Source organism: Flavobacterium calami (assembly GCF_038290035.1).
Lineage (GTDB): Bacteria > Bacteroidota > Bacteroidia > Flavobacteriales > Flavobacteriaceae > Flavobacterium > Flavobacterium calami.
Genome location: NZ_JBBYHS010000015.1, coordinates 144,178 through 170,143, shown reverse-complemented (window position 1 = coordinate 170,143; position 25,966 = coordinate 144,178). Strand labels below are relative to the sequence as shown.

Below are 25,966 nucleotides of genomic sequence, written 5' to 3'. Positions count from 1 at the left end.
CAATCTTTTTTTCAGAATTTCTTTTCTGATTGATTACTTATTATCTTGCCAGTATTTCGATGAACGCCTTCGCTGTTGCGGGTGCAAAAGTACACAACAATTCCAGTTGCGCAAGCTTTTTTACAAGGTTTTTTTAAGCTTTTTTAAAACTTTTTCTTAACTCACTGATAACACAATCATTATATTCTAACTTTTTTTGAATCTTTGTAAGGTATTTCTTAACAGCACTGCGCTTTTCATAGTTCTTACCCCTAATACCTTAATCATTTTGATGAATTTTCAACTCTAACACTCCTTTTATTTCCTTTATTCACGTTCCGAATACAGATCACAATACAACAATACAAACCAAAATCCTTTTCAAAACATAATTTAACCTCCTAAAGATTCTACAGAACACCTAAAAGTTTCCTTTTTAACTAAACTCAAATACTCTTCAATACAATATTGGTATCTCCAAAAAAACAAAACCCGACAGGTTAAAAAAAACTGTCGGGTTAAATATGAATTACAATTTCTATTTAGTCGAAACGAATCGCTTTTACTGGAGAAATTTTTGTTATTATATATGAAGGAATTAACAAAACCAAGAAACAAACCGTAATGGTTAATAAATTTAACAATACAACATAACCCCAGTTTAAATAAACCGGCGCCTCATTGACGTAATAATTCTCAGGATTGAGCTGTACCACTCCAAATTGCTGCTGAATAATTAATATTGAAATCCCGATTAGATTTCCCCAAAACAACCCGCGGATAATTAGATAAAAAGCATTGTAGAGAAATACTTTGCGAACTGTCCAATTATTAGCCCCTAATGATTTCAGAATTCCAATCATTTGAGTGCGCTCTAAAATAAGAACCAACAAAGCAACTACCATATTTATTGTTGCTACTAAAATCATCACTGCTAAAATAATAATGATATTAAAATCAAAAAGCTGTAACCAATCAAAGATATAACCATATTTTTCAATTATGGTTTTAGTATCTAAACTTGATGAAGTTTGTTCATAGATTTGATCTCCTGTTATTTTTATGTTTTTGAAATCTTTTACAAAAACTTCAAAAGCACCAACCTGATCTGGTGCCCATTTATTTATTCTTTGAATATGACGAATATCCCCTATTATATAAGTTGCATCAAAATTCTGGAAGCCCGAGTTAAAAAGCCCCACAATCTTAAAACGACGGCTATTTGGTAATTTACCCTGTTCTTCTTTAATAAAAAAGGTATTGAAATTGTCACCCACTTTTAAATTAAGCCTATCTGCAAGAAATTTAGAAATTATCACTTCTTCATTTAAGGTTTTAGAAAAATCAGGCAATTTACCCTCTGCTAAATATTCACCAATATTATCCCACTTATAATCTGCTCCAACTCCTTTAAAAATAATTCCTTCAAAAGCATTTTCAGTTCTAATAATTCCGGCTTTACTTGCTACTGCCTGAATATGGCTTACCTCTGGAACCGATTTAAAATTAGGATAGAAATCCTGCTTTTTTGATATTGGAATCAATGTTACATCAGAATTATTGTTATCATAATTCGAAATAATAATCTGACCGTTGAAAGCTGAAACTTTTTCACGAATTTTTTTCTGAAGACCAATTCCGGTAGCAACTGAAACCAACATCATAATAATACCAATTGCAATCGCAGAAATCGCAATTTTAATAATAGGAGCCGAAATACTGCTTTTATAATCTTTGGCAGTAATGAGTCTTTTAGCTATAAAATATTCCAGATTCAATTTATGTATACTTATTAATTTATTAAGTCGGTTTATTTGTCACAAGTCAAAAATACATTTAAAAAAGCAAAAACGAATTGCAACTAAAAACAATTACAAATTATTTAAGTCACTTTATAAAGGAATTTTCTTTTTCATCTCTTCGACTATGTTATATGCTGCCGGGCAAATCGCCACATTTTTCAAAGTAAGATCTGCTATTTGATGAAACTTCTTTCTATCCGTATGCGGAAACTCTCTACATGCCTTTGGACGGACGTCATAAATCATGCAGTAATTTTCATTATCCAGAAAAGTACACGGAACACTTTTTAAAACATAATCTTTATCTTCGTCAATTCGAAGATACTGCTCAATAAATTGTTGAGGCTTTTGCCTGAAAGATTTGGATATTCTCTCAATATCTGCCAAAGTAAATAATGGACCGGTAGTTTTACAACAATTAGCACATTGCAAACAATCGGTTTTTTTAAATTCGGCATCATGCAAATCCTGCATAACATAATCCAAATTCTTAGGCTGTTTCTTTTTCAGCTTATCAAAATACTTTTTGTTTTCGATATGCTTATCTTTGGCTAACTTATTTAAGTTGTTTAAAATTTGTTTCAAGTCTTTTAATTAAATTGATCTGCAAAATTAAGCAACTTTGAATTCGAAACCTTAAACTTTGAACTAAATTACGATGAAAGATCTTTTCGGAAAAGCGATGTTTGATTTTCAAACCAATAATTCGCCAGAAGATATTATTACTGAAACTTCAATTACTGAAGAAGATGAAATGAGTGTCGAATATCTATTTCGCTCTTATGATGAGATGCCAAAACTGGAGCAAAAAGCTTTACAATTGGCTTTCGGAAAAACGCTGGATGTTGGTTGCGGAGCGGGAAGCCATAGCCTTTCGCTTCAAAAAGACCGCAATTTGGATGTGACTTCGATTGACATTTCAGAAAAAGCAATTGAAACTTGTAAGTTGAGAGGTGTGAAAAAAGCCCTGGTTCAAAATATATTAGATTTTGAAGGAGAAAAATTTGATACAATTCTTTTATTGATGAACGGTACCGGAATTTTTGAAAAGTTACATAACTGTAATAAATATTTATCTAAATTAAAGACTCTTTTAAACAAAGACGGTCAAATTTTAATAGACAGTTCAGATATTATTTATATGTTTGACGAAGATGAAGATGGCGGAAAATGGATTCCATCAGACAATGATTATTATGGCGAACTTGTCTTTAATATATCTTACAAAGGAGAAAAAGAAGAATCTTTTGACTGGCTTTATTTAGATTACAATACACTTCAGAATGCTGCGACTGCAAATGGGCTTAAATGTGAACTGATTCTAGAAGGTGACCATTATGATTATTTAGCCAGACTATCTATTTAACAATTTAAAAAAATACTTTATGGAAGAATTAGATTTGGAAAAACTAAAATATCCTTTAGGGAAATTTGAAATTCCTGCAGAATATACCTCGGGATACATTTCATGTAAAATTGAAGAAATAGCAACTTTTCCTGAAAGACTTAAAAAAGAAACCATTCATTTAACCAATGAACAACTGAATACTCCATACCGTCCTGGAGGCTGGACTATTCGTCAAGTAATTCATCATTGCGCTGAAAGCCATATGAATTGTTTTATCAGAATTAAATGGGCTTTGACTGAAAATAATCCAATAATAAAAGCTTATGATGAGACTTTATGGAGTGAACTCCCTGATAATCTACAAATGCCAATCGAGCCTACGCTGAATTTATTAAGTGGATTGCATTTTAGAATAGCTTATCTCCTGAAAAGTTTATCTGAATCCGATTTAAAAAAGTCTTTTATTCATCCTGAGAGCAATTCAGAAATCAGCCTAAAACAAATCATTGGATTATATTCTTGGCATGGAAATCATCATTTAGCACACATTACATCTTTAAAAAAATATAAAAACTGGAAATAAACATTATTTAATCTAAAAACAAAAAAAATCTCTTCAGACAAAGAGATTTTTTTGTTTTATGGTATATTCAAATACTTATGAGTTTGTAGTGAAACTCTCCATTTTGGATTATTCATTACATAATCAACAATCAAGGGAGTCATTTCTTCCTTTTTACTCCATTCGGGTTGTAGAAATAAAATTGCATTCTTATTTACCAACTCCGCCTGCTCTTCAGCGAAAATAAAGTCATGTTTATTATGAATGATTACTTTTAGCTCGTCTGCATTATCGTAAACCGTTTGAGTTGGCAGTTTATTTTTTTTAGGAGAAAGACAAATCCAGTCCCAGGATCCAGACAAAGGATAGGCCCCCGATGTTTCAATATGTACTTTTAATTTTTTGTCTTTCAGTTTACTTGTAAGCAAACTCATATCCCAACTTAAAGGCTCTCCACCCGTAACAACAACCGTATCAGCATAAACCGATGCATTCTTCACAATTAAATCAATACTTGTTGGCGGGTGCAATTCTGCATTCCAGCTTTCTTTCACATCACACCAATGACATCCTACATCACAACCCCCAATTCTTATGAAGTAAGCAGCAGTACCAGTATGAAAACCTTCCCCCTGAATGGTGTAAAATTCTTCCATCAAGGGCAACATCGCTCCTTTATTTACTTCTAATTGTATTTCTTTTGATAACATTATTATATTTTAAAGTGCAAAGATAGTCAATTAAATACGGAACAAAAAAACCGATAGCTTTTGAAAACTATCGGTTTTATATTTTAATAATTGAAATTTATTATTTCAAAGCTTTCACTGATTGAGAAGCGTAAGTATTTGCAGGATCTAGAACTAAAGTTTTATTGAAATATTCAACAGCTTTAGCTTTATCAGTATTAGCATAAGCAGCACCAATTGCATTATATGATTCCACTACTTTCTTTACAGTTGCAGGTTTTGCTAATTCCTCAGCACCTTTTGCTGTTGTCGCAGAAACATATTGCTCGTAATTTTTAATAATCATATCATCTTTATCCAACAAACTATTGATTCTTCCCTTGTACAAATATGCTTCAGTGTAAGAAGGTGAAGCTGTCAAAATTTTATCAAAAGTAGCATCAGCATTAGATAAAGCTTCTTTATCACGGCTTTCAGCCGGCTTTCCAGCATTACCATAATAAACAGAGATACCATAATATACAGCATCATCCAAATAATTTTTAGATTCAGCATTGCTTGCTCCTAACTGAAAGATTGAAGCTGCCTGTGCATATTGTTTTTTACCAAACAAAGCTTTTCCAAAATCAGCAAGTTCTTCTACAACCAATGGCTCCAACTCAATCGCTTTTTTGATATCTGCTAATCCTGCATCAAAAGCTGCCTGATCAACAACTCCTTCTGCATTTGTACCTTTTTTAATTTTAGAAAGACCTAAATATAAATAATCTCTACCAATTACCTTATTTGTTGGAACTTTAATGAAATCCTCTATAGATTTGATTGCAACATCAGCATTGCCGTTTTCGTAAGCCGCATATCCTAAATATCTAAAAATTCTAGGATTTACTTTATCTTCAGCAATCATTTTATTCGCAACTTCTTCAAGTTTTTTATAATCCTTAACCAAGATTAAGAAATCAGCATGACGCATTTTAGAATCTAAAGAATAATCTGTAAGACTCAAATATTTCTCATAATTGGTAATTGCATTTTGTAGATTTACTTTAGCTGTAGAAGGTTTATTTCTTGCCCATTTATAGTAGGTTTCAGCCAACTCTCTGTAAACAGGTCCATAATTAGCATTCAAAGCGATAACTTCATTGAAAGATTTGATTGCTTCATCGTAAGATTTAGCACCTTTCAATAAAACTCCTAATTGCATTTTTGCTCTTAAAAGTGTTGGATCAGCAGTAAATGCATCTCGATAGGCTTTATAAGCATCGTTTTGATTATTTGCTCCATAATACGCATCCCCTATAGCTAAAAGAGCAGTAGCATTTTGTGGCTCTAAAGCTAAAGCACGTTGTAAAACAGCAACAGCACTAGTGTAATCAGGGTTTTCAGAATTTATATATGCTCTACCGATGTAGATAAACTCATCCACATCCTTACGTTTCATATCTTTGGTGGCCAAAGCGAAGTTAGCCTGTGCAGCAGCAGTATTTTTCTGATCCAGATCAAGTTGACCTAATCCAATATAGTTTAAATTTTTCTTATCTGAAGCCTCTAATCCATTTAAATAATAAATTTTAGCAGAGTCAACAACACTTTCATTCAAATATATGTTCCCTAAAACAAAATTAGCTTCGCCGTCAGAAGGTTTGGCTTTTATGATTGATTTCAGCAAAGACTTAGCTTTCTGAAACTGTTCTGCATCAATTGCTTTTTTAGCTTCTTTGATATCTTGCGCTTTTACAACAGAAGCTGAAGCAACTAAGGCAAGACTTAAAATTTTAAATTTGTTCATCTTTATTGTAATTAATTATTTTCTTTATCGTTTGTAATTTGATTTCTAATTTGCAGCTTTCTACCAGGAGTTTTAACCGGCATTAGACCTGATTTTAAAACAATCCTTTGCCCTATGTCTCCGGCAATAAATGAAGCGAAGCCCATTCCTAATCCTGTGTAACCCTGACAATTAATGATATACAATTCACGTACCAAAGCATATTTCTCTTCAGCGATGTCATTTTGTGTAGGACTGTAATATTTATTATCACTTAATCCTTTAACACTCAAAACATTTATATTATGAACTATATCCTGCATTTCAGGAGCAGGCTGCGATAACCAATTAACCCCTACCACACCAATCATTCCGTCATTTTCTGAGACAAACTTTATTACTTCATCATTAGTTTTAAATGAAAAAACGTTCTCAGTTGGAATATCTTTAACTTTAGCCAAATCCTTCATGTAACGTACTGTACTTGAATTTGGATTATCAAACACTAAACCTTTTATTCCGGTGTTTGAAGCTCCTTTTATAAAATCAATTACAGTCTTCAACGCAATCAGTGTGTCTTTATTGCTCTTGTTTGAAATAAAAGCAATTGCATCAACTGCAAACGGAGTAACTCTCGGATTAATTTTCAGTTTTGCAAATTTATCTTTTTCTACCTCAGTTAAATCTCTCGCTGTAATTACAACCTTTGTTTTCTCATTTAACAGGTCATTAATTAACTCAGCTTCAGATTTAGCTTTAACATTAACTTTCGCATCATAATATGTACCTTCAAAAACAGCAACCTGATCATCTACAATTGGCTTAACAGTTTCATCAACTGCAATATCTATTGTTCCTTTTAAAATCGTTTCCTTGTTTAAATCATTTTTGCTTTTTTGATTACACATTGCAAACAAAAAAATAAAAACGATTAATACCGAAACTTTAACATACTTTAACATGTCTTTACTCTGTGTTAGAATTTATTAATCTTAAAAATCGTATCCCTGAATATACTATCAATAAAATACCAAATGCGTATCTATATATCGGATCCATGTTCAATGGCAGACTTTTCCAAAACATTATCATTAAACCCAGCACAAGATAAATCAAAAAAAACAATATTCCTAAAACGAGAAGAAATCGCTCTTTGAGCGATTTCTTCTGAATGTTATTAAGCAAATTCTTCAACATTATTCTGCAGATTGTATTGTAATAGGCAGAGAGTAAAGAACCCTTACTTTTTTACCGTTTTGTTCGCCAGGAGTCCACTTTGGGCATTTTTTAAGAACCCTTATAGCTTCTGCTCCAGTTCCGTAACCGATATCTCTTAAAACTTTAATATCTGTTAATGAACCATCTTTTTCAACAACGAACGTCACGTATACTTTACCTTTTAAACCTTCTTCTTCCGGAGTTTTATAATTGTTCCCTACGAATTTGTAGAATTTCTCCATTCCTCCAGGGAAATCTGGTTTTACTTCGATACCAGCAGTGTTATATACTTGGTTGTCTTCCTGTACAATTTCAGCAACCGGACCTTTACCTACAGGCTCATCTACAGTTAAAACTGCATCTGGATCTCCTTTGATAGTTTCAGAACCGATTTTCTTTTCCTTAAGATCCACAATTTTCGGTGGCTCCTCAGTAATCTCTTCCGTTTTAGCCACAACTGGCTTCACAAACTTCACCTGATCCACTTTCGGTGGCGGTGGCGGTGGCGGTGGTAAATTCGGCTTTACTTCCTCTTTTTTCTTAGGAGGCAATTTTGCCGTAATAATTTTAATATCGTTATCCACTACTTCTTCCTCAGAATTAGGTATAAGGCTAGCGATAAGAGGGGCAGCAACAGCTAAGCTAAAAATAACAGAACCAATAATAAGTGCTCTTACCGTGGTTTTTGTATTTGATTTTCTCAGCTCGTATGCTCCATATATCTTATTACGTCCTTCGAATACGATATCAAGCCACTGATTTTTAATAATATCTAATTTCATATTTCTTAATTATTAGGTTATTGACAAAATAAAAATTTCTTTTATTTTTTCTCTAACAATTCTTTTTCTTTAGGCAAAAAGTCGTTAACTATTGCATAAGTACCAACACCTGTAATTGCCATCTCATCCAAAATGTCCACTAAGTTTTTATACTTAGATTTTTTACCTGGCTTGATAATTACAATAATCCCTTTTTCTTTATCTCCAGTATATTCGATTACAGACTTTTTACGAGCCAGTAATTCTTTACGAATACCTCCTTTACCATAAGCGATGTCTTTCGGTCCAGCTATAGGAGAATCTAATAATCCCATATAATAAATAAGCTTATCATTCTCTCCCATCATAATAGTCATGGTACGTTTTTCATCAACCTTCATGTCCTTATTTTCCGGATTTTTATCGTCTTTATCTGGCAAACCTAAATTCATCGATTGAGGTTTTGACAACGTCGTGGTCAACATAAAGAATGTGATCAATAAGAACGCCAAATCTACCATCGCCGTTAAATCGACTTTCGAGTTTTGCTTTTTACTTCTTACTTTGCCACCTTTCCCGCCGCCACCGTCGCCGGTATTTAATTCAGCCATTTTAGTGTATCTTTTTTAATTAAAAATCTTTCCCTCTCATACCTGTAACTAAGTTAAAGGTATTGACTTTTTGATCTTGCAAGATATCCATAATCTTTTTGATTTGTGGATAATCCTCTTTAGCATCTCCTTTTATTGCAATCTGCAATTCTTTATCATCTAAGTCAATCGCTGCTCTTCTTGAAACCAAAAGCCACTCTTTTAACTGATTATTTAAAGAATCTATTGGAATACCAGGCTGATTAGCTTTACTTCTGTCTGCAGCTTTCATGTCAATGATTTGCTTTAAACTTGCAAGTGGCACACCAAAGTCATCCATTAGAGCAAATTTTGCTTTATCTTCCTCTGAAAAAGCAACGCCTAATTTCGTCCCCATTCCTTCAAGAGTTTTTTTACGCAACTCTCTTCCTTTTAGATCAAAAAATACTTTACTTTTTCCGTCTTTTCCTTTACCTATTGAGATAATAGCCAAATCTGAATCCGGCAATTTAGTCTGTACAGTAGATGATGGAGTATCAACAGGAAGTGCCTCCGGCACCTTAGCAGTAGCGGTCAAAATAAAGAACGTAAGCAAAAGGAACGCAACATCACACATGGCAGTCATATCTGTCGATGTTGACTTTTTTTTCATTTTTATTTTAGCCATTCTCTTTTTGTTTTATTTTGATAATTAATTCTAAAATATTAATATCAAAAATTAATTATTGTCTTAAGCTTCCTCTGAATTTTCTGTAAGTATTTACAATTGTAGTACCTGCCTCATCAATAGAGTAAGTTAAATCATCAATCTTAGCAGTAAAGAAGTTATAAGAAATAATTGCCAATACAGAAGTAGAGATACCTGTTGCAGTATTGATAAGTGCTTCAGAGATACCTGTTGCAAGAGCAGCCTGGTCTGGAGTACCAGCAGAAGCTAACGCACCAAACGCTTTAATCATACCTGATACAGTTCCTAATAACCCTCCTAAAGTTCCTAATGATACTAAAGTAGAAATGATAGTCATGTTTTTCTCTAACATTGGCATTTCTAATGAAGTTGCCTCCTCGATTTCTTTATGGATTACTTCTGAAGCTTCTTCGCTATTGAATCCTTCTTTTTTAACGTCCTGATATTTAATCAAAGCAGATTTAATTGCATTTGCAACAGAACCTTGTTGTTTGTCACATGAAGCGATAGCAGCCTCAATGTTTCCTTCTTTAATACTTCCTTGTACATTTCTCATAAATGCATCTAGGTTAGCTTTACCTGCAGCTTTTGAAATCACGAAATATCTTTCAATAGAAAAAACAACAACCATTAAAAACATACCTAATAATATCGGTACAATGAAACCTCCTTTATACACCATTCCTAAAGTATTGATTGGGTGACCTGTTTCTGGATTACCTCCTTCAAAGTTAGCTGAATCCCCCATAACGAATTTCCAGATTAACCAACCAACAAAAACACATGCTGCAATAATGATTCCTGAAACCATTCCTCCTCCATTCGAAGTGCTTTCTTTTTTAACTTTAACGTTTGCCATTTTTTTTAATTTTAATAGTTTTAAATAATTTTTATTTTTAGTTATATTTAACTTGTAGGGTAGCAAATTTATACGTTTAGTTTAAATAAAAAAACTTTTTTTAATTTAATTGAAGGAAATTTAACTTGATTTTAAAAAACATCTCATTAAATTGCCGATATCATTTTTTCGATAAACCAAAAAAAAGGTCAATTTATGTAAAAATTACAACGTTTTAGTAAATATTCAAATATTCCTTTGTTATGTTCTTAAAAAGTTGCGAAATTTTTTTTTATGTTATTTTTACTTAAAGAAAGTGCTTTTCTTATTAAAAAAAAACCAATAAAAAACAGTTAAAACACTAACAATACTCTTATAATCATCTAAATTACAAATAAAACAATGAATAAAAAAGACAACTTCATTCAAGATATAAACAATGGATATTCCACAAAAGGCGAAAGTATTACATTAGGCGGCGCTATTCTTGACGGAGAAGCAATAGCTGAAAGCCATGTAAAAATTCCTTTGAAAACAATAAACCGACACGGACTGATTGCCGGCGCAACAGGTACAGGGAAAACAAAAACGATTCAGGTTTTTTCTGAACAGCTTTCAAATGCTGGAATCCCAGTCCTGATGATGGACATAAAAGGAGACTTTAGCGGAATTGCAAAAGAAGGAAAAGAAGAAGATTTTATTACAGAAAGGCATACCAAAATTAACATACCTTATAATGTATCTTCTTTTCCTGTTGAACTAATGTCGCTCTCTAAACAAAGCGGCGTTCGTCTTCGTGCTACAGTTTCTGAATTCGGACCGGTATTATTTTCAAGAATTCTGGATCTGAACGACACTCAGGCTGGAGTGATTGCTATTATCTTTAAATACTGTGACGACAATAAGATGCCTTTGCTGGATTTAAAAGACATTAAAAAAGTAATCAATTATATTACAGAGGAAGGCAAAGCCGAAATTGAAGAGAGTTATGGCAAAATTTCGACCTCTACAACGGGAACGATTTTAAGAAAAATAATCGAACTGGAACAACAGGGAGGCGATTTATTTTTTGGCGAATTGTCTTTTGAAATTGACGATTTGATGCGAATTGATGAAAATGGAAAAGGATACGTTAACATTATTCGACTGACGGATATTCAGGACAAGCCTAAATTATTTTCTACGTTTATGCTAAGCCTCTTGGCCGAGATCTATCAGCAAATGCCTGAAAAGGGAGATGCCTCACAGCCTGAACTGGTAATTTTTATTGATGAAGCACATTTGATTTTCAATGAAGCCAGTAAAGTCTTACTGGAACAAATTGAAACTATTGTAAAACTAATCCGTTCAAAAGGAATTGGAATTTATTTTATAACACAGAACCCAATGGATGTTCCTAGTGGTGTTTTGGCACAATTAGGATTAAAAATTCAGCATGCTCTCAGAGCTTTTACGGCAAATGACCGCCAGGCAATCAAAAAAACAGCAGATAATTATCCAACTTCTGAATATTATAAAACTGATGAATTACTAACCAGTTTAGGAATCGGTGAAGCCTTAGTGACAGCTCTGAACGAAAAAGGGATTCCGACTCCGCTTGTGGCTACTATGATGCGTGCCCCACAAAGTCGCATGGATATTTTAACCCCTGAAGAAATTGAAGAAATAAACGGTAAATCTAAACTCGTTAAAAAATACAGTGAGGAAATTAACCGTGAAAGCGCCTACGAAATTCTAAACAAAAAAATTGAAGAAGCAACTCAGGCCGTACAAGAAGAACAAACTTCAGCAAAATCTTCAAAAACAGAACCCAGCACTGCAGAAGTAGTTACAAAATCTGTTCTTAAAGTCGTTACTAGTGCGACCTTTATAAGAGGTGTTTTTGGCGTTTTATCAAAATTCTTAAAGAAATAACAATTTCAAAATTCAAATTCAATAGCAATCTCAATGAAAAACGCTAATTGTCATTGCTATTGAATCTTGAAATTGTTATTCATCATTTGGAAAGCAGTTCCAGAATTTTATTTTCTACTTGTTCTGTATTCCAAATATTCTCGATATTGTCTAGTCGGAGAACTTCTTCCATGATTTCATTTTGAAAATCTCCAATCGCCAAAGCTTCGGCATAAGGCCGGTCACTAAAAGTCACACGACTATAAAGCGGAATCCATTTGTCGGGATGTTTATCTGAAAAAACCTTTTCTATTTTCTTTTGCAGCAAGAATTTTTCATCTGCCGTTTTTGTACTCATTTCCATAAAATTTCGATACGAAAGCTCTGCAATTGCATCCGCATTTGGCTTTCTTGAAATCTGATATTCTGAAAATATTTTTTTCCAGTCATTACCAAATTTTTCCATCATTTCATTCAAAACGGTAATATCTTCAAAACCAGCATTCATCCCTTGCCCATAAAAAGGAACAATCGCATGACAAGCATCTCCTATTAAAGCAATTTTATCTTCATAGGTCCACGGAAAACATTTCATTGTAACCAGGGTACTTGTTGGATTTTTAAAAAAATCATTGGCGAGTTCCGGAATTACCTCAATAGAATCGGGAAAATTTTTCTCAAAGAAATCTTCCACCATTTTTCGGTCAGTTAATGATTCAAAAGAATTTTGTCCTTCAAAAGGCATAAACAAAGTACAGGTAAAACTTCCATCCAGATTCGGAAGCGCAATTAACATATATTCGCCTCTTGGCCAAATATGGAACGAATTCTTATCTAATTTATGAGTCCCATCTGCATTTGCCGGAATATTCAATTCCTTATAACCCATATTCAAAAATTCCTGCGAATAATTGAACATGCTCTGACGCTGCATTCTGTGACGGATTCTCGAAAAAGCCCCATCGGCTCCAAAAACCATATCAAACTTTCGTTCTTCCCACTCTCCTCTTTCACTTTCACCAATATGCAAAGTAGCCTCGCTTAATGTAACATCCCAAACTTTCTGTTCAAAATGGAATTCCGCTCCGGCTTCTTCAGCCAGATCAATCATTTTTCGGTTCAGTTTTCCTCTTGAAATCGAATAAATTGATTCTCCTTCCTGACCGTAATTCTGAAAATTTAGTTTATCAACCAAATGAATCGCACGTTTGTCCATCGGAATTGCAATTTCACGGACCGAATCGCCAACACCAACAGCATCAAGTGCTTTCCAGCCACGATTTGACATCGCCAGATTTATAGAACGACCAGAGAAATTTATTTTGCGAATATCCGGACTGCGATCATAAACATGAACGGTGTGACCAGCTTTTTTAAGATAAATTGCCAAAAGCGATCCTACAAGTCCGGAACCAACAACAGCAATTTTTAGTGAAGTTTGCATCAAAGGGAAAATCTAATATATTGGGGCGTAAAAATAAGTAATAATTACACATGAGCTTTAAAATAAAACAATTATTTGCCCCGAACGTCTAATATTTACATGGGCATGACCCGCAGAAAAAGCGGGTCGGGCTATCCGCTATATCTTTTGTGCTGAACCCCGGCACAAAAGGATATCGCTCCTATCCCTCATGCTAACCTATTTTTCATAACAAAATCGGTTAAAAAATACAATCACAATTATTTCCGAGGAGTATATACTAAAAAAATGAGGACTGCATTACAATTGAAAATCTTCTTTGTTTTTTAATCCCATTCTCAATTGAATATTTACAAAAAATACTATTTTAGCCCTGTCTCAAAAACAACTGAATAACCTATGAAAAATTTTAAAAAGCAATCCTTTTTCATTCTATTACTTTTGACACTTATTCCTTATTCCGGCATTTGCCAACAATACAGGAATGCTGTACAAATGCCTACTCAGCAAAATACAATTATTGTCAATAAAATTATCGAAGCCACCAACTACAAAACTTATTTTGTTGATTATTGCCTCAATAAAATAAATGAAACTGCTAACAAGGAAAAATGGAATGAGCAAAAAACTTTGGAAATTACAGAAACTATCAATTTCAGAAATTTTCGTGATGCTGTTTATAATTTATTTGCTTTTCATGATGAAATAGAATTGGAAACGCTTTTAAAAACGTATCAAAAAGACAAGATATACCAGACTACCAATATCATGACAACCAACAAGGCACTTAATTTCAACCTTGATATATATGCCAGGGATATTGTGAAGGGAAAATATATTTTGAAGTAAGGCTCAGAGATGCAAAGAAACAAAGGTTCAAAGGTTTTTAAAACTGATAGCTTTGAACCTTTTTATGTTTTTGAAGTCAATGCAAAAACCTCAAACCTGACTCAAGAGCTTCAGCTCGAACAGGCGAAACAAACAAAATTTACTTCTTTGGTTTAAAAACCAATTTTGTTGAAGTTCTGATAATTTCTTCTTTATTCAGTTTCATTTTCCTGAACTTTCCGGCATTGTACATTTCTGCCTGATCGTCGTAATGTTTACTAAAAGGATTTCCGGATTGCCCAGTTGGCAAAATACTCCAGCTGTTTTCTACATCGGCAAAATCGACAATTCTTCTGGTTGAGGGACCACCTTTTGTATAATACTTTCCTTCGTCATTGTATCCGAAAAATAAATTATTGATTACTTCATTTGATCCCGGAGAATTGAAAGGACCAACATTAAACAATCTGCGAAGCGCTTTGATCTTTCCCAATGGATGTTCGTGTTCCACAGTATGTACTTTCCCCCAATTCCAATCTGCAACATTTTCTCCTAACTGATTCTGTAAGGCAATAACAGCATCGTGGAATGCTTTTGAGACAATTTCTGCTCTCGTTTCTTTCACATTTTTGGTTTTGATGTTATCCCACCAAACGGAATTTTCATTTTTTATCTGATTAGCAATTACTTGTTTTCCAAGAGAAATCCCTAAAAACAAATTGAAATTGTCTTTACCCATTTCGTCTTCAAATGTATTTTTCAGATATAAATAAATCCATTTGTTGTAAATCGTTGGAGCAACATTTTCTAAATTAGTTGTTCCTTTCCAGGATTTTAAAACTTTCAATACTTCTTTTTCTTTGTCAGAAAGCTTATTATCTAAACTTGCTACTAAATTTTTCGAAACCTCTACCGCAACATCCGAAGTATTATCAAAAATCATTTTACTGATGGCTTCCTTATCCCAATCTGATTTGGCATCTAGGATTCCTGAAATTCTTTTAGCGCGATCTTCCGGCAAATAATATCCCGGATATAAATAACAATTGTCTATAGCTTCTGGCTGATTATTCGCCGAGTACACATATCCCCATTCCGGATTTTCTGCTGATGGATTTTTTTCAAAATCTAAAAATCTGGTGATATCATCTTTTCCGCTTGCGCCATCTAAAATCAAATGTGTATTAACACCTTCATTGTGTCGGTATAATTTGCCACTCGCCCACCAGGCCACATTTCCTTTTGCGTCGCCGTACATTACATTCAATCCTGGCGCTGCAATTAGACTGACCGATTTTTTAAAATCAGTCGTATTTTTAGCATGCGAAAGACCATAAGCCGCATCCAGAATTTGGATTGGTTCTCTTGTATAAGTCCAAGACATTGCAATCGGATTTTTCTTTTCTAAATGATCTATAAAATCATTCATTACTGGACCATGACGTGTAATCTTAACTGTCAATACAACATCTGAAGAATCTTTTACTTTTATCGTCTTTTTTCTGATTTCATATTTACTAAAACCTGTTGGTGTTTTATATTGAGAAGCATCATCTGCTTTATTTTTTTCCTGGTAAAAATCGATATCATCATTTTCAAACATCGTTAAACCATAGGCGTAATCCCTATTATGTGCCAAAAGCGGAAACGGAGTTCCGGCCAGATAACATCCGTACAATTCATGTTTTGGTGTTACAATATGCGCTTCATACCAGGTTGCAGGCTGCGAAAATCCAATATGCGGATCATTAGCAAAAATAACTTTTCCTGTTTTTGATTTATGTGGCCCAACAACCCAGCTATTGCTTCCAACAAATGGAGGAATTGGAGATTGATCCAACATGGCAGTTATAGATTTTGAAATCTCGGTATACTCTTCTGCTTTCTCTTTTGATATTTTAATTCTGGTAGTATTAAATTCACCTTCAATTCCTAAATCTTTCAAATAAGCAGCACCGTATTTATTTTTGATTTCTGTCAACAATGGATCTGTTTTCTGTGCCATCGCGAAACTAAAAGACATATAGCCGAAAATATTATACACGTCTTTTATGGTAAACTTTTGCTTTTTTACGCCAACCAAAGTAAATTCTATTGGCGTTACTCCTTCTTCCAAATATTGATTAATTCCGTCTAAATATGCCTGTGTCAGTTTATAGCTTTCGCTGTTTTTATCCAATTTTGCGATTGCTTTTGCGGAAGCCTCCTCGATTCCAATTCCTGCAAAAAAAATGTCATTTTTAAGCGCAACGCCTCCAAATATTTCAGAAAGGTGCCCTGGAGCAATTCTGCGTAATAATTCCATCTGCCATAATCTTTCCTGCGCATGTACGTAACCAAGTGTAGTCATGGCATCTTTTTCAGAATCTGCATAAATATGCGGTACTCCAAAATCATCAAAATAAACTGTAGTTTCTTTTTCAAGATTTTCCAATTGAAGTTCGCCTTCGTATTGCGGTTTTAAATGAAAAATATAAGCGCACAAACCAATTGCAAGCAAAATAACTAAAACCAATAAAGCCAGCAGGATTTTTTTAAGTATTCTCATATCAGGCAATAAGTATAAAGAATGAATTTTAAAATGATATAACGAAATTACAGAATGATGTAAAACTCATTCCTTTTTTAAATTCTAAATTTATGTATTTAAAACCAATACTATAAATGTCAATCTATAAAAAAATAGCAGTCGGTGTAATTTGTCTCTTTATCCTTGTTGTTTTGACCAATATTGGTCTGAATTACTGGATCAGAAAACAGCTTCCTTATATTATTAAAGAGAAAAACAAAACTGCGTACAATATCAATTATGAGAAAATTGATGTTTCGCTTTTTTCCCGAAACATCCATGCACAAACCTTACTGGTAAGTCCGAAAAACGCACCCAAAGACAGCAAAAACGGGCTTTTTACCAAAATAGAATCCATTACTATTAAACATTTTAATATTTGGGATTTGGCTTTTAGAGATATAATACAGGCTGAAAGTATCATAATCAACAAACCTCAGGTCATCTTATATAAAAAAGGAGAAAAACTGATCAACAACAGCAAAAGTATTCAATCTGAAATTGTTGATCCTTTTCGTAAAATTATAGCAGTTTCTAATATTTACCTCAACGAAGGAACGGTCGATGTTGTTTCACTGGATTCTAAAAAACCTATTTTAAGCGTAAAAAAAATCCTTTTAAAACTCGAAGGAATCTTAATTACCGATGCTACATTAAAAGAAAAAATACCTCTTCATTATAAAAACTATACGCTGGTTTGTGATAGCTTGTTTTACAGACCAAATGGGTTTTATTTTATTAATATTGGAAAAATAAGTACCGAAAAGAATTTTTTAAAAATCAACAATTTCTCCAATCTTCCACAATTTAACCGAAAAGTTTTTTTAAACCGTCTGGAAAAGGAAAAAGATATTTATAATTTAAAATTTGACTCCGCACAAATTGAAAAAATGGATTGGGGATTTAAAAATGAACGTTTTTATCTGAAAGCCAATTCGATGGTAATTCATCATTTTGATGCCAATATTTACCGCGGAAAAATGTTAAAAGACGATTTAACCAAAAAATATCTTTACAACCATTTATTACGAAATCTAAAATTTCCTCTTCAAGTTGACACCTTGCAAGTTTTAAAATCTAAATTGGTTTACGAAGAAGAACTTGATTTAGCTGACGGTCCTGGAATATTGACTTTCGACCGTTTTAATTTGCAGGCAACCAATCTGAGAAGCGGTTTTGGCTTAAAAAAAACAGACGACGTAAAAATAAAAGTCAAATGTGTTTTTATGAAAAATTCTCCTCTTGATGTTGATTGGCGTTTTAATGTTTTGGACAAAAGTGACGGATTTCATATTCAGGGTGTGATTTCGAATTTTAATGTTCAAGGCATGACACGATTCACAAAACCGTATATCAACACAACTTTTACCGGAACTTTCAACAAATACCGTTTTAACTTCTACGGGAATGACAATGGTTCTAAGGGAAATGCGTCTTTAGATTATGATGATCTCAAAGTCAAATTATACAAAAAGAAAAATCCTGAAAAAGAAGCCAAACTCAAAACAGCAGTTGCCAATTTATTGGTCAAAAACGACTCGAAAGACGAAGCCAAAACCGCAGAAGTCGAAGTCGAGCGGCTTCAAGACAGATCGTTCTACAACCTTTTGTGGAGAAGCATTGCTGAATCTTTAAAGAAGATTTTGATTTAGTTCTTTTTTCGCCCCCAAACCTGACAATTATCAGGTTTTAGAAAAATTTATTTTTTTTCATTTGTCTCTATTTTAATCCGAATACAAATGACAAAAAACAATCTGCATACTTTTCATATTCCGGTAATGGGATTGGCTTACACAATAGACAGCCCGATTCGAGTGGCGCAGTATGGAATTTCATCTGTTATAGCTTTAGCCGACGATGATCTGATTGAGAAGATGCGTAATTTTTACAGCACAAAATTCAATATCCCTTACGAAGAAATCACTCAAAAATTTCATGATTACCGCGCTGAAAGAATCACTTCTTACCTAAATTTAGTCGATAAAATTGTAAAAGAGAAATTCGAAAATTTCAAAACAGAATTGGCGGAAAGCAAAACGGCACTCGAAAACTTCATGTCGATGCTACCCAATACTTCTGACATCAAAAAAGGATTTCAGAATTTATTGGATGACGGAATTGCTTTTAAAGAGAACATCCAAAATTATATCGAAACCAATCTTTTCCCAGGCGAAATCGATGTGAACATTATGACCAAATTGGACAAAGATAATTTTATCAAAAATGAACAGCTTCCAATTGAATTTAACGATGCACATGCTGCTTTAAGAGGTTTTGCCAATAGCAATCTGGAATCTTCTGTGGTGCTTTCTGCTGGAATGAATCCGAGATTGTTTGGTTACTTCGAAAACTTCAAAGATTTTTTTCCGAATGCGAATAACGAATTGAAGAAGAAAATTATCTTAAAAGTGAGCGATTTTAGATCGGCCATGATTCAAGGAAACTTTTTAGCCAAAAAAGGGCTTTGGGTTTCAGAATACCGAATAGAATCGGGATTAAACTGCGGTGGCCACGCTTTTGCAACCGACGGACTCTTATTGGGTACTATTTTAGAAGAATTCAAGCAGAAAAAAGAGCAATTAGTACAATCGTCCCACGACTTAATGATTAAAGCTTTACAGGCAAAAAATCAGCCAATTCCACGAAATCCTTTAGACTTAAAAATTACTGTTCAAGGCGGTGTTGGAACTTCTCAGGAACATGAATTTTTATTAGAGGAATATAATGTTGACTCTGTTGGATGGGGTTCACCTTTTTTATTGGTTCCCGAAGCGACATCTGTAGATAAGGAAACCCGAAATTTATTGATGAATGCCAAAGAAGATGATTTTTATCTGAGTAATATTTCGCCTTTGGGAGTTCCTTTTAATACTTTGAAAGGAACTACAAATGAATTTTTAAAGCAAAAACGAATTCAGGAGAATAAAGCCGGAAGTTCCTGCCCGAAGAAATTTTTAGCATTAAGCAAAGAATATGATCCGCACGGAATTTGTACGGCTTCAAAAAAATATCAGGATATTAAACTCTCAGCATTAGAAGCACAAAAAGATTCTCTGTCTCCTGATGAATTTGAGAAAAACAAAACCAAAATCACTGAAAAATCGTGTCTGTGTGTGGGTTTGGCAAATGCTTCTTATCTAGAAAATGACATTAAAATAAAAGGTCAGGCACAAGGCGTAGTGATTTGCCCTGGACCAAACTTAGCTTATTTTGATCAGGAAGTTTCCTTAAAAGATATGATTCAGCATATTTATCAAGGAAAATCGATTATTAGAACTGAGCGTCCAAACTTATTTATAAAAGAGCTTAAAATGTATGTTACGTATTTTAGAAATGAAATTCAATCTGTTTCTGGAGAACTTACAACAGCTCAGTTTAAAAAATGGACTACTTTTAAATCTAATCTGTTAGATGGAATTGAGTATTATAAAAATTTATTTGAATCGACGTCAGTCTTTAAAGCTGATTTAAATCAACTCAATTCTTGTAAATCAGAATTAGTTGGTATTAAAATTTCCGTTTCAGAATTGGTTTAAAAAACAAACCCCAAATTATCATCTAACTTGGGGTTTGATTTTTTTATGTGAGTACAATTATTCGTTTTTGTTTTTACTATCAATAACCGCTCCTGTACCGGTTCCAACCGCAGCTCCGGCAAGACCACCAATAATAGCACCTTCACCTTTTTTCTTACTGACAATTGCACCTGTAGCTGCACCGACTCCAGCACCAATTACAGCACCTTTAGCAGTTGCACTCCAGCCTTTCTTTTTGGCTGGTGCAGGTGTAGTTGTGGCATCTTGCTGATGCACTACCACAACTTTCTCTTCTTGAGCTTCGATTTTTTCCTCGTTTAATTTTGCCATTTCTGTCTTCATCGAATCGATAACACGCTGTTTATTAATCTCAACTTTCATTGAATCAATGCTGGCTTGTTTGGCTTTATTTATATCTTCTTTGCTTTGTTGCTGGCAAGAAGTTAAAAATAATACGGTTAATAAAATATATAAGCCTTTCATGATGTTGTAATTTTAGAATTATACATTACAAATTACGAAAGATCTGTTATAACTGTTGTTACAGAATTTTTTTGAAAGTTTATAAGATTTGAAGTTCTTGATGTTCCGTGCTGTGTTTTATTTTTAAATCTGAATGAAATTAATCTCGCAAAGTCACGAATACGCAAAGTTTTTTCTCATTTCTTTTAAATAAAATACTTTTAAGTTTAATACCGTCCAGGTTTAACTGGATGAAAAATGGATCAAAAGAAAAGGCTTTAGCCAAACTGAACTCATTTGGCTAAAGCCCTCTTAACTTCATGTTTAATACCTCCCGCTGAAGCTGGAGACTATTAAAAAAAAATCTTTTTAATCCTTTTAATCTGTGGCTAAAAAAAACTTTGCGCCTTCGTGACTTTGCGAGATTATTTTTTTATTTCCCTAAAATTCCTTTTTTCAGAATTTGTCCAAAGTCATACATATCTTCATAAGAACAATATAATGGAACTGGCGCCAGACGAATTACATTTGGTTCGCGCCAATCTGTAATTACACCGTTTTTCATTAAATAATCAAACAATGCTCTTCCTTCTCCGTGAAGGAAAACAGACAATTGCGAAGCTCTTTCTTCCGGATTTGAAGGTGTAATAATTTCAAAAGTACTTTCTACCTCTTTATCAATTTCATGAAGGATAAATTCTAAATAAGAAGTGATATGATCACGTTTTGCGATTAAAGCCTCCATTCCAACCTCAGCGAACATTTCTACCGAAGCCAAATATGGTGCTAAAGATAAAACTGGAAGATTACTAATCTGCCATCCGTCTGCTCCGTGAACTGGATCAAAGTTTGGCTCCATTTTAAAACGACGTTCTTTGTTGTGTCCCCACCATCCGGCAAATCTTGGCAAATCTGAATTATGATGTCTTTCGTGAACAAAACAACCAGAAGCATTTCCTGGTCCTGAATTCATATATTTATAACTGCACCAGGCGGCGAAATCTACGTTCCAGTCGTGAAGTTCTAATTTGATATTTCCAGCAGCGTGAGCCAGATCCCAGCCTACTTTTGCTCCAACTTTTTGTCCAGCTTCCGTAATAGTTTTAATATCGAAAACTTGTCCTGTGTAATAATTCACTCCGCCGATTAAAACCAAAGCCAGTTCATCGCCAACTTCTTCAATTTTTGCCAAAACATCTTCAAGACGAATATTGTGTTCTCCTTCTCGACGTTTAATTTCTACAATTGCATCTTCTGGTTTATAACCGTGAAAATTGACCTGACTTTGAAACATATATTGATCTGACGGAAAAGCTTTTTCTTCGCAAATAATCTTATAACGTTTGCCTTTGGGCTGATAAAAAGAAACCATCAATAAATGAAGATTCACAGTCAAAGTATTCATCACCGTCACTTCTGATGGAAGCGCACCTACAATTTTACTCAACGGTTCGGCAAATCTTTCCTGATAATCCCACCATGGTTTTTCAGCATAAAAGTGACCTTCGACAGCCAATTCCGCCCAATCGTTCATTACTTCGTCAATATAAGCTTTGGTACGTTTTGGCTGTAATCCCAATGAATTTCCAGTAAAATAAATTACTCTTTTGTCGTTTACTTTAGGAAAAATAAATTGGTCCTGGTAGTGATTTAATGCATCTTGAGCATCAAGTTGTTTCGCAAATTCGCGTGTATTTTGAAAAGTCATTGTGTTTTTGTTTTGCCTGCTAAAATAACAACTTTTGAAGTATTTCGATTAAATTTAACAAGTTTACTTTTTAGTCACAGTCTCAGTTTACACTCACAGTCCACTGCAAACTGAGACTGAGACTAAAAACTATAAAAAAACCCGCCATTACTGACAGGTTTTTTCAAATTCTGAAATAATTTCAGATTATAATATTAACATCGCATCTCCGTAAGAATAAAATTTGTATCCTTCTTTGATCGCTTCGTCGTATGCTTTTTTCATTAAATCATGTCCACAGAAAGCAGAAATCATCATCAATAATGTTGATTTTGGAGTGTGGAAGTTTGTGATCATACAGTTTGCAATACTAAAATCGTGAGGAGGGAAAATAAATTTATTTGTCCATCCTTCATACGGATTCAAAGTATTTGCAGAAGAAACAGAACTTTCGATTGCACGCATAGAAGTTGTTCCTACAGCACAGATACGTTTTTTCTTTGCTTTCCCTTCGTTTACGATATCACAAGCTTTTTGATTGATAATTAATTCCTCAGAATCCATTTTGTGTTTCGATAAATCCTCAACCTCAACTGGATTGAAAGTTCCTAAACCAACGTGTAAAGTTACCTCAGCAAAGTTCACTCCTTTGATTTCTAATTTTTTCAAAAGGTGTTTAGAGAAGTGTAAACCAGCAGTTGGTGCCGCTACAGCTCCTTCTTCTTTTGCGTAGATTGTCTGGTATCTTTCCGCATCTTCAGCAGTAACTTCTCTGTTGATGTATTTAGGAATTGGAGTTTCTCCCAGTTCTGTCAATTTGTTTCTGAATTCTTCGTAAGATCCGTCGTATAAGAAACGTAAAGTTCTACCACGAGAAGTTGTATTATCAATTACCTCAGCAACTAACGAATCGTCGTCACCAAAATAAAGTTTGTTTCCAATACGGATTTTTCTAGCCGGATCTACTAAAACGTCCCATAAACGTTGCTCAGAATTTAATTCTCTTAATAAGAAAACTTCAATTCTAGCTCCGGTTTTTTCTTTGTTTCCGTACAAACGTGCAGGAAAAACTTTTGTATTGTTTAGAATTAAAACGTCTCCGTCATCAAAATAGTTGATCACGTCTTTAAACATTTTATGCTCGATAGTGTTTTTTTTACGGTCAATTACCATTAAACGAGATTCATCTCTGTTTTCTGCTGGAAATTCAGCCAAAAGTTCTTTCGGTAAATTGAAATTGAAGTGTGATAATTTCATATTTGAAGTTAGATTTTAAAATATCAATCTTAGATTTTTTTATCTAAAATTTTAAATCGCCTGCAAATATACGATTGTGAAATAGGCGTTGTCAAGTGTTTTGACGTTTATTTTCAAAAGTCCTTGATTTAGTGGTGGTTTGATGACCATAAAAATGTTTTTTTAACCATATAAGTTATATAAGTTCATTTAATTGGAGTTTTCACATACTGTTTAAACCTGACAGTCCAGAAGCCTCGTGATAAAAACCTGTCGGATTTGCTTTCAAGTACGCATAAAAAAACCTCTGGTTGAAACCAGAGGCTATGTTTTTCTTAAGCTTTGTATCGAGCCTTTATTTAAATGAACTTATATAACTTATATGGTTCAAAAATCTTTACAATTCTGAAACTTGGAAGTTTAAGGCTTTTAAGTCGTTCCAGAAATCCGGGTAGGATTTTGAAACTACTTCTGCATCGTCAATAATAATTGGAACTTTAATTGCCAATGGTGCAAATGCCATTGCCATACGGTGATCGTTGTATGTTGCAATATGCACATCATGATTAATAGCTCCTGAACGCTCTAAAGTCAAGCTGTCATTGGTTACCGAAATGTTAGCACCAAGTTTCGTAAGCTCGATTCTTAAAGCTTCTAATCTGTCGGTTTCTTTGATTTTTAAAGTATGAAGACCTGTTAAATGACATCCAATTCCTAAACCTAGGCATGTTACAACAATCGTTTGAGCAATATCCGGAGTATTATTTAATTCAAAGTTTACATCTTGATAATTAAACTCTGCCACCTTTTCCAAAGTCATTTTATTGTTTTGGAAAGTCGTTTTCACGCCCATTTTTTGGTAAAGAGAAACTAATTCTGAATCTCCCTGAAGGCTATTTTCTTTATAACTGCTCAAAGTAATTTTTGCAACATCAGATAAAGCGACAAGGCTGAAGAAATAAGAAGCTGAACTCCAATCAGATTCTACAACCATTTCTTTTGTTTCAACTGCTTCTTTCGGGTAAACTTTAATTACATTTCCTTCAAAGCTTGTTTTAATATCTAAATCAGCTAACAAAGCCAAAGTCATTTTGATATACGGAATTGAAGTAATTTCTCCTTCTAAAGTCAACTCTAAACCATTATCTAATTTTGAAGCCACCAATAAAAGTGCTGAAATATATTGGCTGCTTACATTGGCTGCCAAAGTTACTTTTGAAGCTGTAACTTTTTTCCCTTTAATTCTAATTGGCGGATATCCTTCATTTTTTTGATATGAAATCTCTACACCTAATTGAGCCAAAGCTTCAACCAAAATTTTTATCGGACGTTCCTGCATTCTGCTTGAACCCGTCAAAACCACTTCTCTTCCTTCGTTAACCGAAAAATAAGCAGTTAAGAAACGCATTGCAGTTCCTGCGTGGTGTATGTCTACAATTTCGTCATTTCCAGCTAATGCTTTCTGCATTACTTCGCTATCGTCTGAATTTGAAGTATTAGCTAAAGTGATATTTGGAAATAATGCTTTTAATAACAATAAACGGTTCGTTTCACTTTTAGAACCGGTAATATTCAGTTGCGAATCATCAATGGTGAATGGTGAATTCGTGCTTAATTTTAAATTCATTTTTTTTATTGTAAGTTGTGAATTATGAATTATGAATGATTAGAAACATAATTCAGCCCCGCAATTTACCACTCCCCATTCATAATTCAAAATTCAAAACTCATAATTCAAAACTTATGAGTGATATTTCACAATTATTTCAATTTATCATTGTTTTTGTGACGATCTTTATCTCTAACCGATTTTAAATCCATTTTTTTATCAAAAGCGGCCTGTAAATCAATTCCGGTTTGATTTGCCAAACATAAAACTACAAAAACAACATCTGCTAATTCTTCGCCTAAATCTTTGTTTTTATCGCTTTCTTTTTCTGATTGTTCTCCATAACGGCGTGCAATGATTCTGGCAACTTCCCCCACTTCTTCTGTAAGCTGAGCCATATTAGTTAATTCATTAAAATAACGAACGCCGTGTTCTTTTATCCAAGTATCAACAGCTAATTGTGCATTTTTTAAATCCATT

General features: G+C 33.7%; 23 protein-coding genes. 6 read left to right on the top strand and 17 right to left on the bottom strand.

Annotated features, from left to right (window positions below):
• Positions 1 to 521: 521 nt before the first annotated feature.
• Complete coding sequence (locus AAEO57_RS15245; protein ID WP_341693884.1) at positions 522 to 1,757, bottom strand: ABC transporter permease; 1,236 nt, start codon at positions 1,755 to 1,757, stop codon at positions 522 to 524.
• 114 nt (positions 1,758 to 1,871) lie between these two features.
• On the bottom strand, positions 1,872 to 2,366 hold the full coding sequence (locus AAEO57_RS15240; protein WP_341693883.1) for a YkgJ family cysteine cluster protein: 495 nt from the start codon (positions 2,364 to 2,366) through the stop codon (positions 1,872 to 1,874).
• A 73-nt stretch (positions 2,367 to 2,439) separates the two neighbouring features.
• Between AAEO57_RS15240 and AAEO57_RS15235 the strand changes: the two genes are divergently transcribed.
• Both AAEO57_RS15235 and AAEO57_RS15230 read left to right on the top strand, forming a co-directional pair.
• Complete coding sequence (locus AAEO57_RS15235; protein ID WP_341693882.1) at positions 2,440 to 3,147, top strand: class I SAM-dependent methyltransferase; 708 nt, start codon at positions 2,440 to 2,442, stop codon at positions 3,145 to 3,147.
• A 19-nt stretch (positions 3,148 to 3,166) separates the two neighbouring features.
• On the top strand, positions 3,167 to 3,712 hold the full coding sequence (locus AAEO57_RS15230) for a YfiT family bacillithiol transferase (protein ID WP_341693881.1): 546 nt from the start codon (positions 3,167 to 3,169) through the stop codon (positions 3,710 to 3,712).
• A 56-nt stretch (positions 3,713 to 3,768) separates the two neighbouring features.
• Here the strand turns inward: AAEO57_RS15230 and AAEO57_RS15225 are convergent, their stop codons facing one another.
• From AAEO57_RS15225 to AAEO57_RS15190, 8 genes are all read right to left on the bottom strand, one after another.
• A complete protein-coding gene (locus AAEO57_RS15225; RefSeq protein ID WP_341693880.1) occupies positions 3,769 to 4,401 on the bottom strand; it encodes a 7-carboxy-7-deazaguanine synthase QueE in 633 nt (210 codons plus the stop codon).
• A 100-nt stretch (positions 4,402 to 4,501) separates the two neighbouring features.
• Positions 4,502 to 6,169 carry a tetratricopeptide repeat protein gene (locus AAEO57_RS15220; RefSeq protein WP_341693879.1) on the bottom strand — a complete coding sequence of 556 codons (1,668 nt, stop codon included), beginning with the start codon at positions 6,167 to 6,169 and terminating at the stop codon, positions 4,502 to 4,504.
• An 11-nt stretch (positions 6,170 to 6,180) separates the two neighbouring features.
• Entirely contained in the window at positions 6,181 to 7,110 is a 930-nt protein-coding gene (locus AAEO57_RS15215; protein WP_341693878.1) for a PstS family phosphate ABC transporter substrate-binding protein, read from the bottom strand.
• A 4-nt stretch (positions 7,111 to 7,114) separates the two neighbouring features.
• Entirely contained in the window at positions 7,115 to 7,345 is a 231-nt protein-coding gene (locus AAEO57_RS15210) for a hypothetical protein (protein ID WP_341693877.1), read from the bottom strand.
• Complete coding sequence (locus AAEO57_RS15205) at positions 7,345 to 8,148, bottom strand: energy transducer TonB (RefSeq protein WP_341693876.1); 804 nt, start codon at positions 8,146 to 8,148, stop codon at positions 7,345 to 7,347. Before AAEO57_RS15205 ends, AAEO57_RS15210 begins: the two co-directional genes overlap by 1 nt.
• A gap of 41 nt (positions 8,149 to 8,189) precedes the next feature.
• Positions 8,190 to 8,738 (bottom strand): ExbD/TolR family protein, encoded by a 549-nt coding sequence (locus AAEO57_RS15200; protein ID WP_341693875.1) that lies wholly within the window; start codon positions 8,736 to 8,738, stop codon positions 8,190 to 8,192.
• A 19-nt stretch (positions 8,739 to 8,757) separates the two neighbouring features.
• On the bottom strand, positions 8,758 to 9,384 hold the full coding sequence (locus AAEO57_RS15195) for an ExbD/TolR family protein (protein WP_341693874.1): 627 nt from the start codon (positions 9,382 to 9,384) through the stop codon (positions 8,758 to 8,760).
• Between the two features lie 55 nt (positions 9,385 to 9,439).
• Positions 9,440 to 10,264, bottom strand: a complete 825-nt coding sequence (locus AAEO57_RS15190; RefSeq protein ID WP_341693873.1) for a MotA/TolQ/ExbB proton channel family protein — start codon at positions 10,262 to 10,264, stop codon at positions 9,440 to 9,442.
• Positions 10,265 to 10,645: 381 nt separating this feature from the next.
• Between AAEO57_RS15190 and AAEO57_RS15185 the strand changes: the two genes are divergently transcribed.
• The gene (locus AAEO57_RS15185) at positions 10,646 to 12,157 is read left to right on the top strand and encodes a helicase HerA-like domain-containing protein (RefSeq protein WP_341693872.1); all 1,512 of its coding nucleotides are present in this window, start codon (positions 10,646 to 10,648) and stop codon (positions 12,155 to 12,157) included.
• Between the two features lie 82 nt (positions 12,158 to 12,239).
• Here the strand turns inward: AAEO57_RS15185 and AAEO57_RS15180 are convergent, their stop codons facing one another.
• The gene (locus AAEO57_RS15180; protein WP_341693871.1) at positions 12,240 to 13,580 is read right to left on the bottom strand and encodes an FAD-dependent oxidoreductase; all 1,341 of its coding nucleotides are present in this window, start codon (positions 13,578 to 13,580) and stop codon (positions 12,240 to 12,242) included.
• A 378-nt stretch (positions 13,581 to 13,958) separates the two neighbouring features.
• Here AAEO57_RS15180 and AAEO57_RS15175 point away from each other — a divergent pair, with 378 nt between their 5' ends.
• Entirely contained in the window at positions 13,959 to 14,408 is a 450-nt protein-coding gene (locus AAEO57_RS15175; protein ID WP_341693870.1) for a hypothetical protein, read from the top strand.
• A 139-nt stretch (positions 14,409 to 14,547) separates the two neighbouring features.
• Here the strand turns inward: AAEO57_RS15175 and AAEO57_RS15170 are convergent, their stop codons facing one another.
• Positions 14,548 to 16,935 carry a penicillin acylase family protein gene (locus AAEO57_RS15170; protein ID WP_341693869.1) on the bottom strand — a complete coding sequence of 796 codons (2,388 nt, stop codon included), beginning with the start codon at positions 16,933 to 16,935 and terminating at the stop codon, positions 14,548 to 14,550.
• A gap of 116 nt (positions 16,936 to 17,051) precedes the next feature.
• Here AAEO57_RS15170 and AAEO57_RS15165 point away from each other — a divergent pair, with 116 nt between their 5' ends.
• A complete protein-coding gene (locus tag AAEO57_RS15165; RefSeq protein WP_341693868.1) occupies positions 17,052 to 18,608 on the top strand; it encodes a hypothetical protein in 1,557 nt (518 codons plus the stop codon).
• Positions 18,609 to 18,695: 87 nt separating this feature from the next.
• Entirely contained in the window at positions 18,696 to 20,492 is a 1,797-nt protein-coding gene (locus AAEO57_RS15160; RefSeq protein WP_341693867.1) for a hypothetical protein, read from the top strand.
• A gap of 57 nt (positions 20,493 to 20,549) precedes the next feature.
• Here AAEO57_RS15160 and AAEO57_RS15155 read toward each other — a convergent pair whose 3' ends face one another.
• From AAEO57_RS15155 to AAEO57_RS15135, 5 genes are all read right to left on the bottom strand, one after another.
• On the bottom strand, positions 20,550 to 20,975 hold the full coding sequence (locus AAEO57_RS15155; RefSeq protein ID WP_341693866.1) for a YMGG-like glycine zipper-containing protein: 426 nt from the start codon (positions 20,973 to 20,975) through the stop codon (positions 20,550 to 20,552).
• Between the two features lie 412 nt (positions 20,976 to 21,387).
• Positions 21,388 to 22,662 carry a kynureninase gene (kynU, locus tag AAEO57_RS15150; RefSeq protein WP_341693865.1) on the bottom strand — a complete coding sequence of 425 codons (1,275 nt, stop codon included), beginning with the start codon at positions 22,660 to 22,662 and terminating at the stop codon, positions 21,388 to 21,390.
• Positions 22,663 to 22,848: 186 nt separating this feature from the next.
• Positions 22,849 to 23,898, bottom strand: a complete 1,050-nt coding sequence (gene queA, locus AAEO57_RS15145; protein ID WP_341693864.1) for a tRNA preQ1(34) S-adenosylmethionine ribosyltransferase-isomerase QueA — start codon at positions 23,896 to 23,898, stop codon at positions 22,849 to 22,851.
• Positions 23,899 to 24,274: 376 nt separating this feature from the next.
• A complete protein-coding gene (locus AAEO57_RS15140; RefSeq protein ID WP_341693863.1) occupies positions 24,275 to 25,504 on the bottom strand; it encodes a 3-phosphoshikimate 1-carboxyvinyltransferase in 1,230 nt (409 codons plus the stop codon).
• Between the two features lie 134 nt (positions 25,505 to 25,638).
• A complete protein-coding gene (locus AAEO57_RS15135; protein WP_008465007.1) occupies positions 25,639 to 25,965 on the bottom strand; it encodes a nucleotide pyrophosphohydrolase in 327 nt (108 codons plus the stop codon).
• Between the last annotated feature and the right edge of the window lies 1 nt (position 25,966).

What these genes read in the sequence shown, in the direction of transcription:
- AAEO57_RS15175 (WP_341693870.1), top strand. Translation starts at nt 13,959, where the DNA reads ATGAAAAATTTTAAAAAGCAATCCTTTTTCATTCTATTACTTTTGACA.
- AAEO57_RS15170 (WP_341693869.1), bottom strand. Translation starts at nt 16,935, where the DNA reads ATGAGAATACTTAAAAAAATCCTGCTGGCTTTATTGGTTTTAGTTATT.
- AAEO57_RS15185 (WP_341693872.1), top strand. Translation starts at nt 10,646, where the DNA reads ATGAATAAAAAAGACAACTTCATTCAAGATATAAACAATGGATATTCC.
- AAEO57_RS15180 (WP_341693871.1), bottom strand. Translation starts at nt 13,580, where the DNA reads ATGCAAACTTCACTAAAAATTGCTGTTGTTGGTTCCGGACTTGTAGGA.
- AAEO57_RS15135 (WP_008465007.1), bottom strand. Translation starts at nt 25,965, where the DNA reads ATGGATTTAAAAAATGCACAATTAGCTGTTGATACTTGGATAAAAGAA.
- AAEO57_RS15230 (WP_341693881.1), top strand. Translation starts at nt 3,167, where the DNA reads ATGGAAGAATTAGATTTGGAAAAACTAAAATATCCTTTAGGGAAATTT.
- AAEO57_RS15160 (WP_341693867.1), top strand. Translation starts at nt 18,696, where the DNA reads ATGACAAAAAACAATCTGCATACTTTTCATATTCCGGTAATGGGATTG.
- AAEO57_RS15205 (WP_341693876.1), bottom strand. Translation starts at nt 8,148, where the DNA reads ATGAAATTAGATATTATTAAAAATCAGTGGCTTGATATCGTATTCGAA.
- AAEO57_RS15225 (WP_341693880.1), bottom strand. Translation starts at nt 4,401, where the DNA reads ATGTTATCAAAAGAAATACAATTAGAAGTAAATAAAGGAGCGATGTTG.
- queA (WP_341693864.1), bottom strand. Translation starts at nt 23,898, where the DNA reads ATGAAATTATCACACTTCAATTTCAATTTACCGAAAGAACTTTTGGCT.
- AAEO57_RS15220 (WP_341693879.1), bottom strand. Translation starts at nt 6,169, where the DNA reads ATGAACAAATTTAAAATTTTAAGTCTTGCCTTAGTTGCTTCAGCTTCT.
- AAEO57_RS15155 (WP_341693866.1), bottom strand. Translation starts at nt 20,975, where the DNA reads ATGAAAGGCTTATATATTTTATTAACCGTATTATTTTTAACTTCTTGC.
- AAEO57_RS15190 (WP_341693873.1), bottom strand. Translation starts at nt 10,264, where the DNA reads ATGGCAAACGTTAAAGTTAAAAAAGAAAGCACTTCGAATGGAGGAGGA.
- AAEO57_RS15235 (WP_341693882.1), top strand. Translation starts at nt 2,440, where the DNA reads ATGAAAGATCTTTTCGGAAAAGCGATGTTTGATTTTCAAACCAATAAT.
- AAEO57_RS15215 (WP_341693878.1), bottom strand. Translation starts at nt 7,110, where the DNA reads ATGTTAAAGTATGTTAAAGTTTCGGTATTAATCGTTTTTATTTTTTTG.
- AAEO57_RS15195 (WP_341693874.1), bottom strand. Translation starts at nt 9,384, where the DNA reads ATGGCTAAAATAAAAATGAAAAAAAAGTCAACATCGACAGATATGACT.
- kynU (WP_341693865.1), bottom strand. Translation starts at nt 22,662, where the DNA reads ATGACTTTTCAAAATACACGCGAATTTGCGAAACAACTTGATGCTCAA.
- AAEO57_RS15210 (WP_341693877.1), bottom strand. Translation starts at nt 7,345, where the DNA reads ATGTTGAAGAATTTGCTTAATAACATTCAGAAGAAATCGCTCAAAGAG.
- AAEO57_RS15165 (WP_341693868.1), top strand. Translation starts at nt 17,052, where the DNA reads ATGTCAATCTATAAAAAAATAGCAGTCGGTGTAATTTGTCTCTTTATC.
- AAEO57_RS15200 (WP_341693875.1), bottom strand. Translation starts at nt 8,738, where the DNA reads ATGGCTGAATTAAATACCGGCGACGGTGGCGGCGGGAAAGGTGGCAAA.
- AAEO57_RS15140 (WP_341693863.1), bottom strand. Translation starts at nt 25,504, where the DNA reads ATGAATTTAAAATTAAGCACGAATTCACCATTCACCATTGATGATTCG.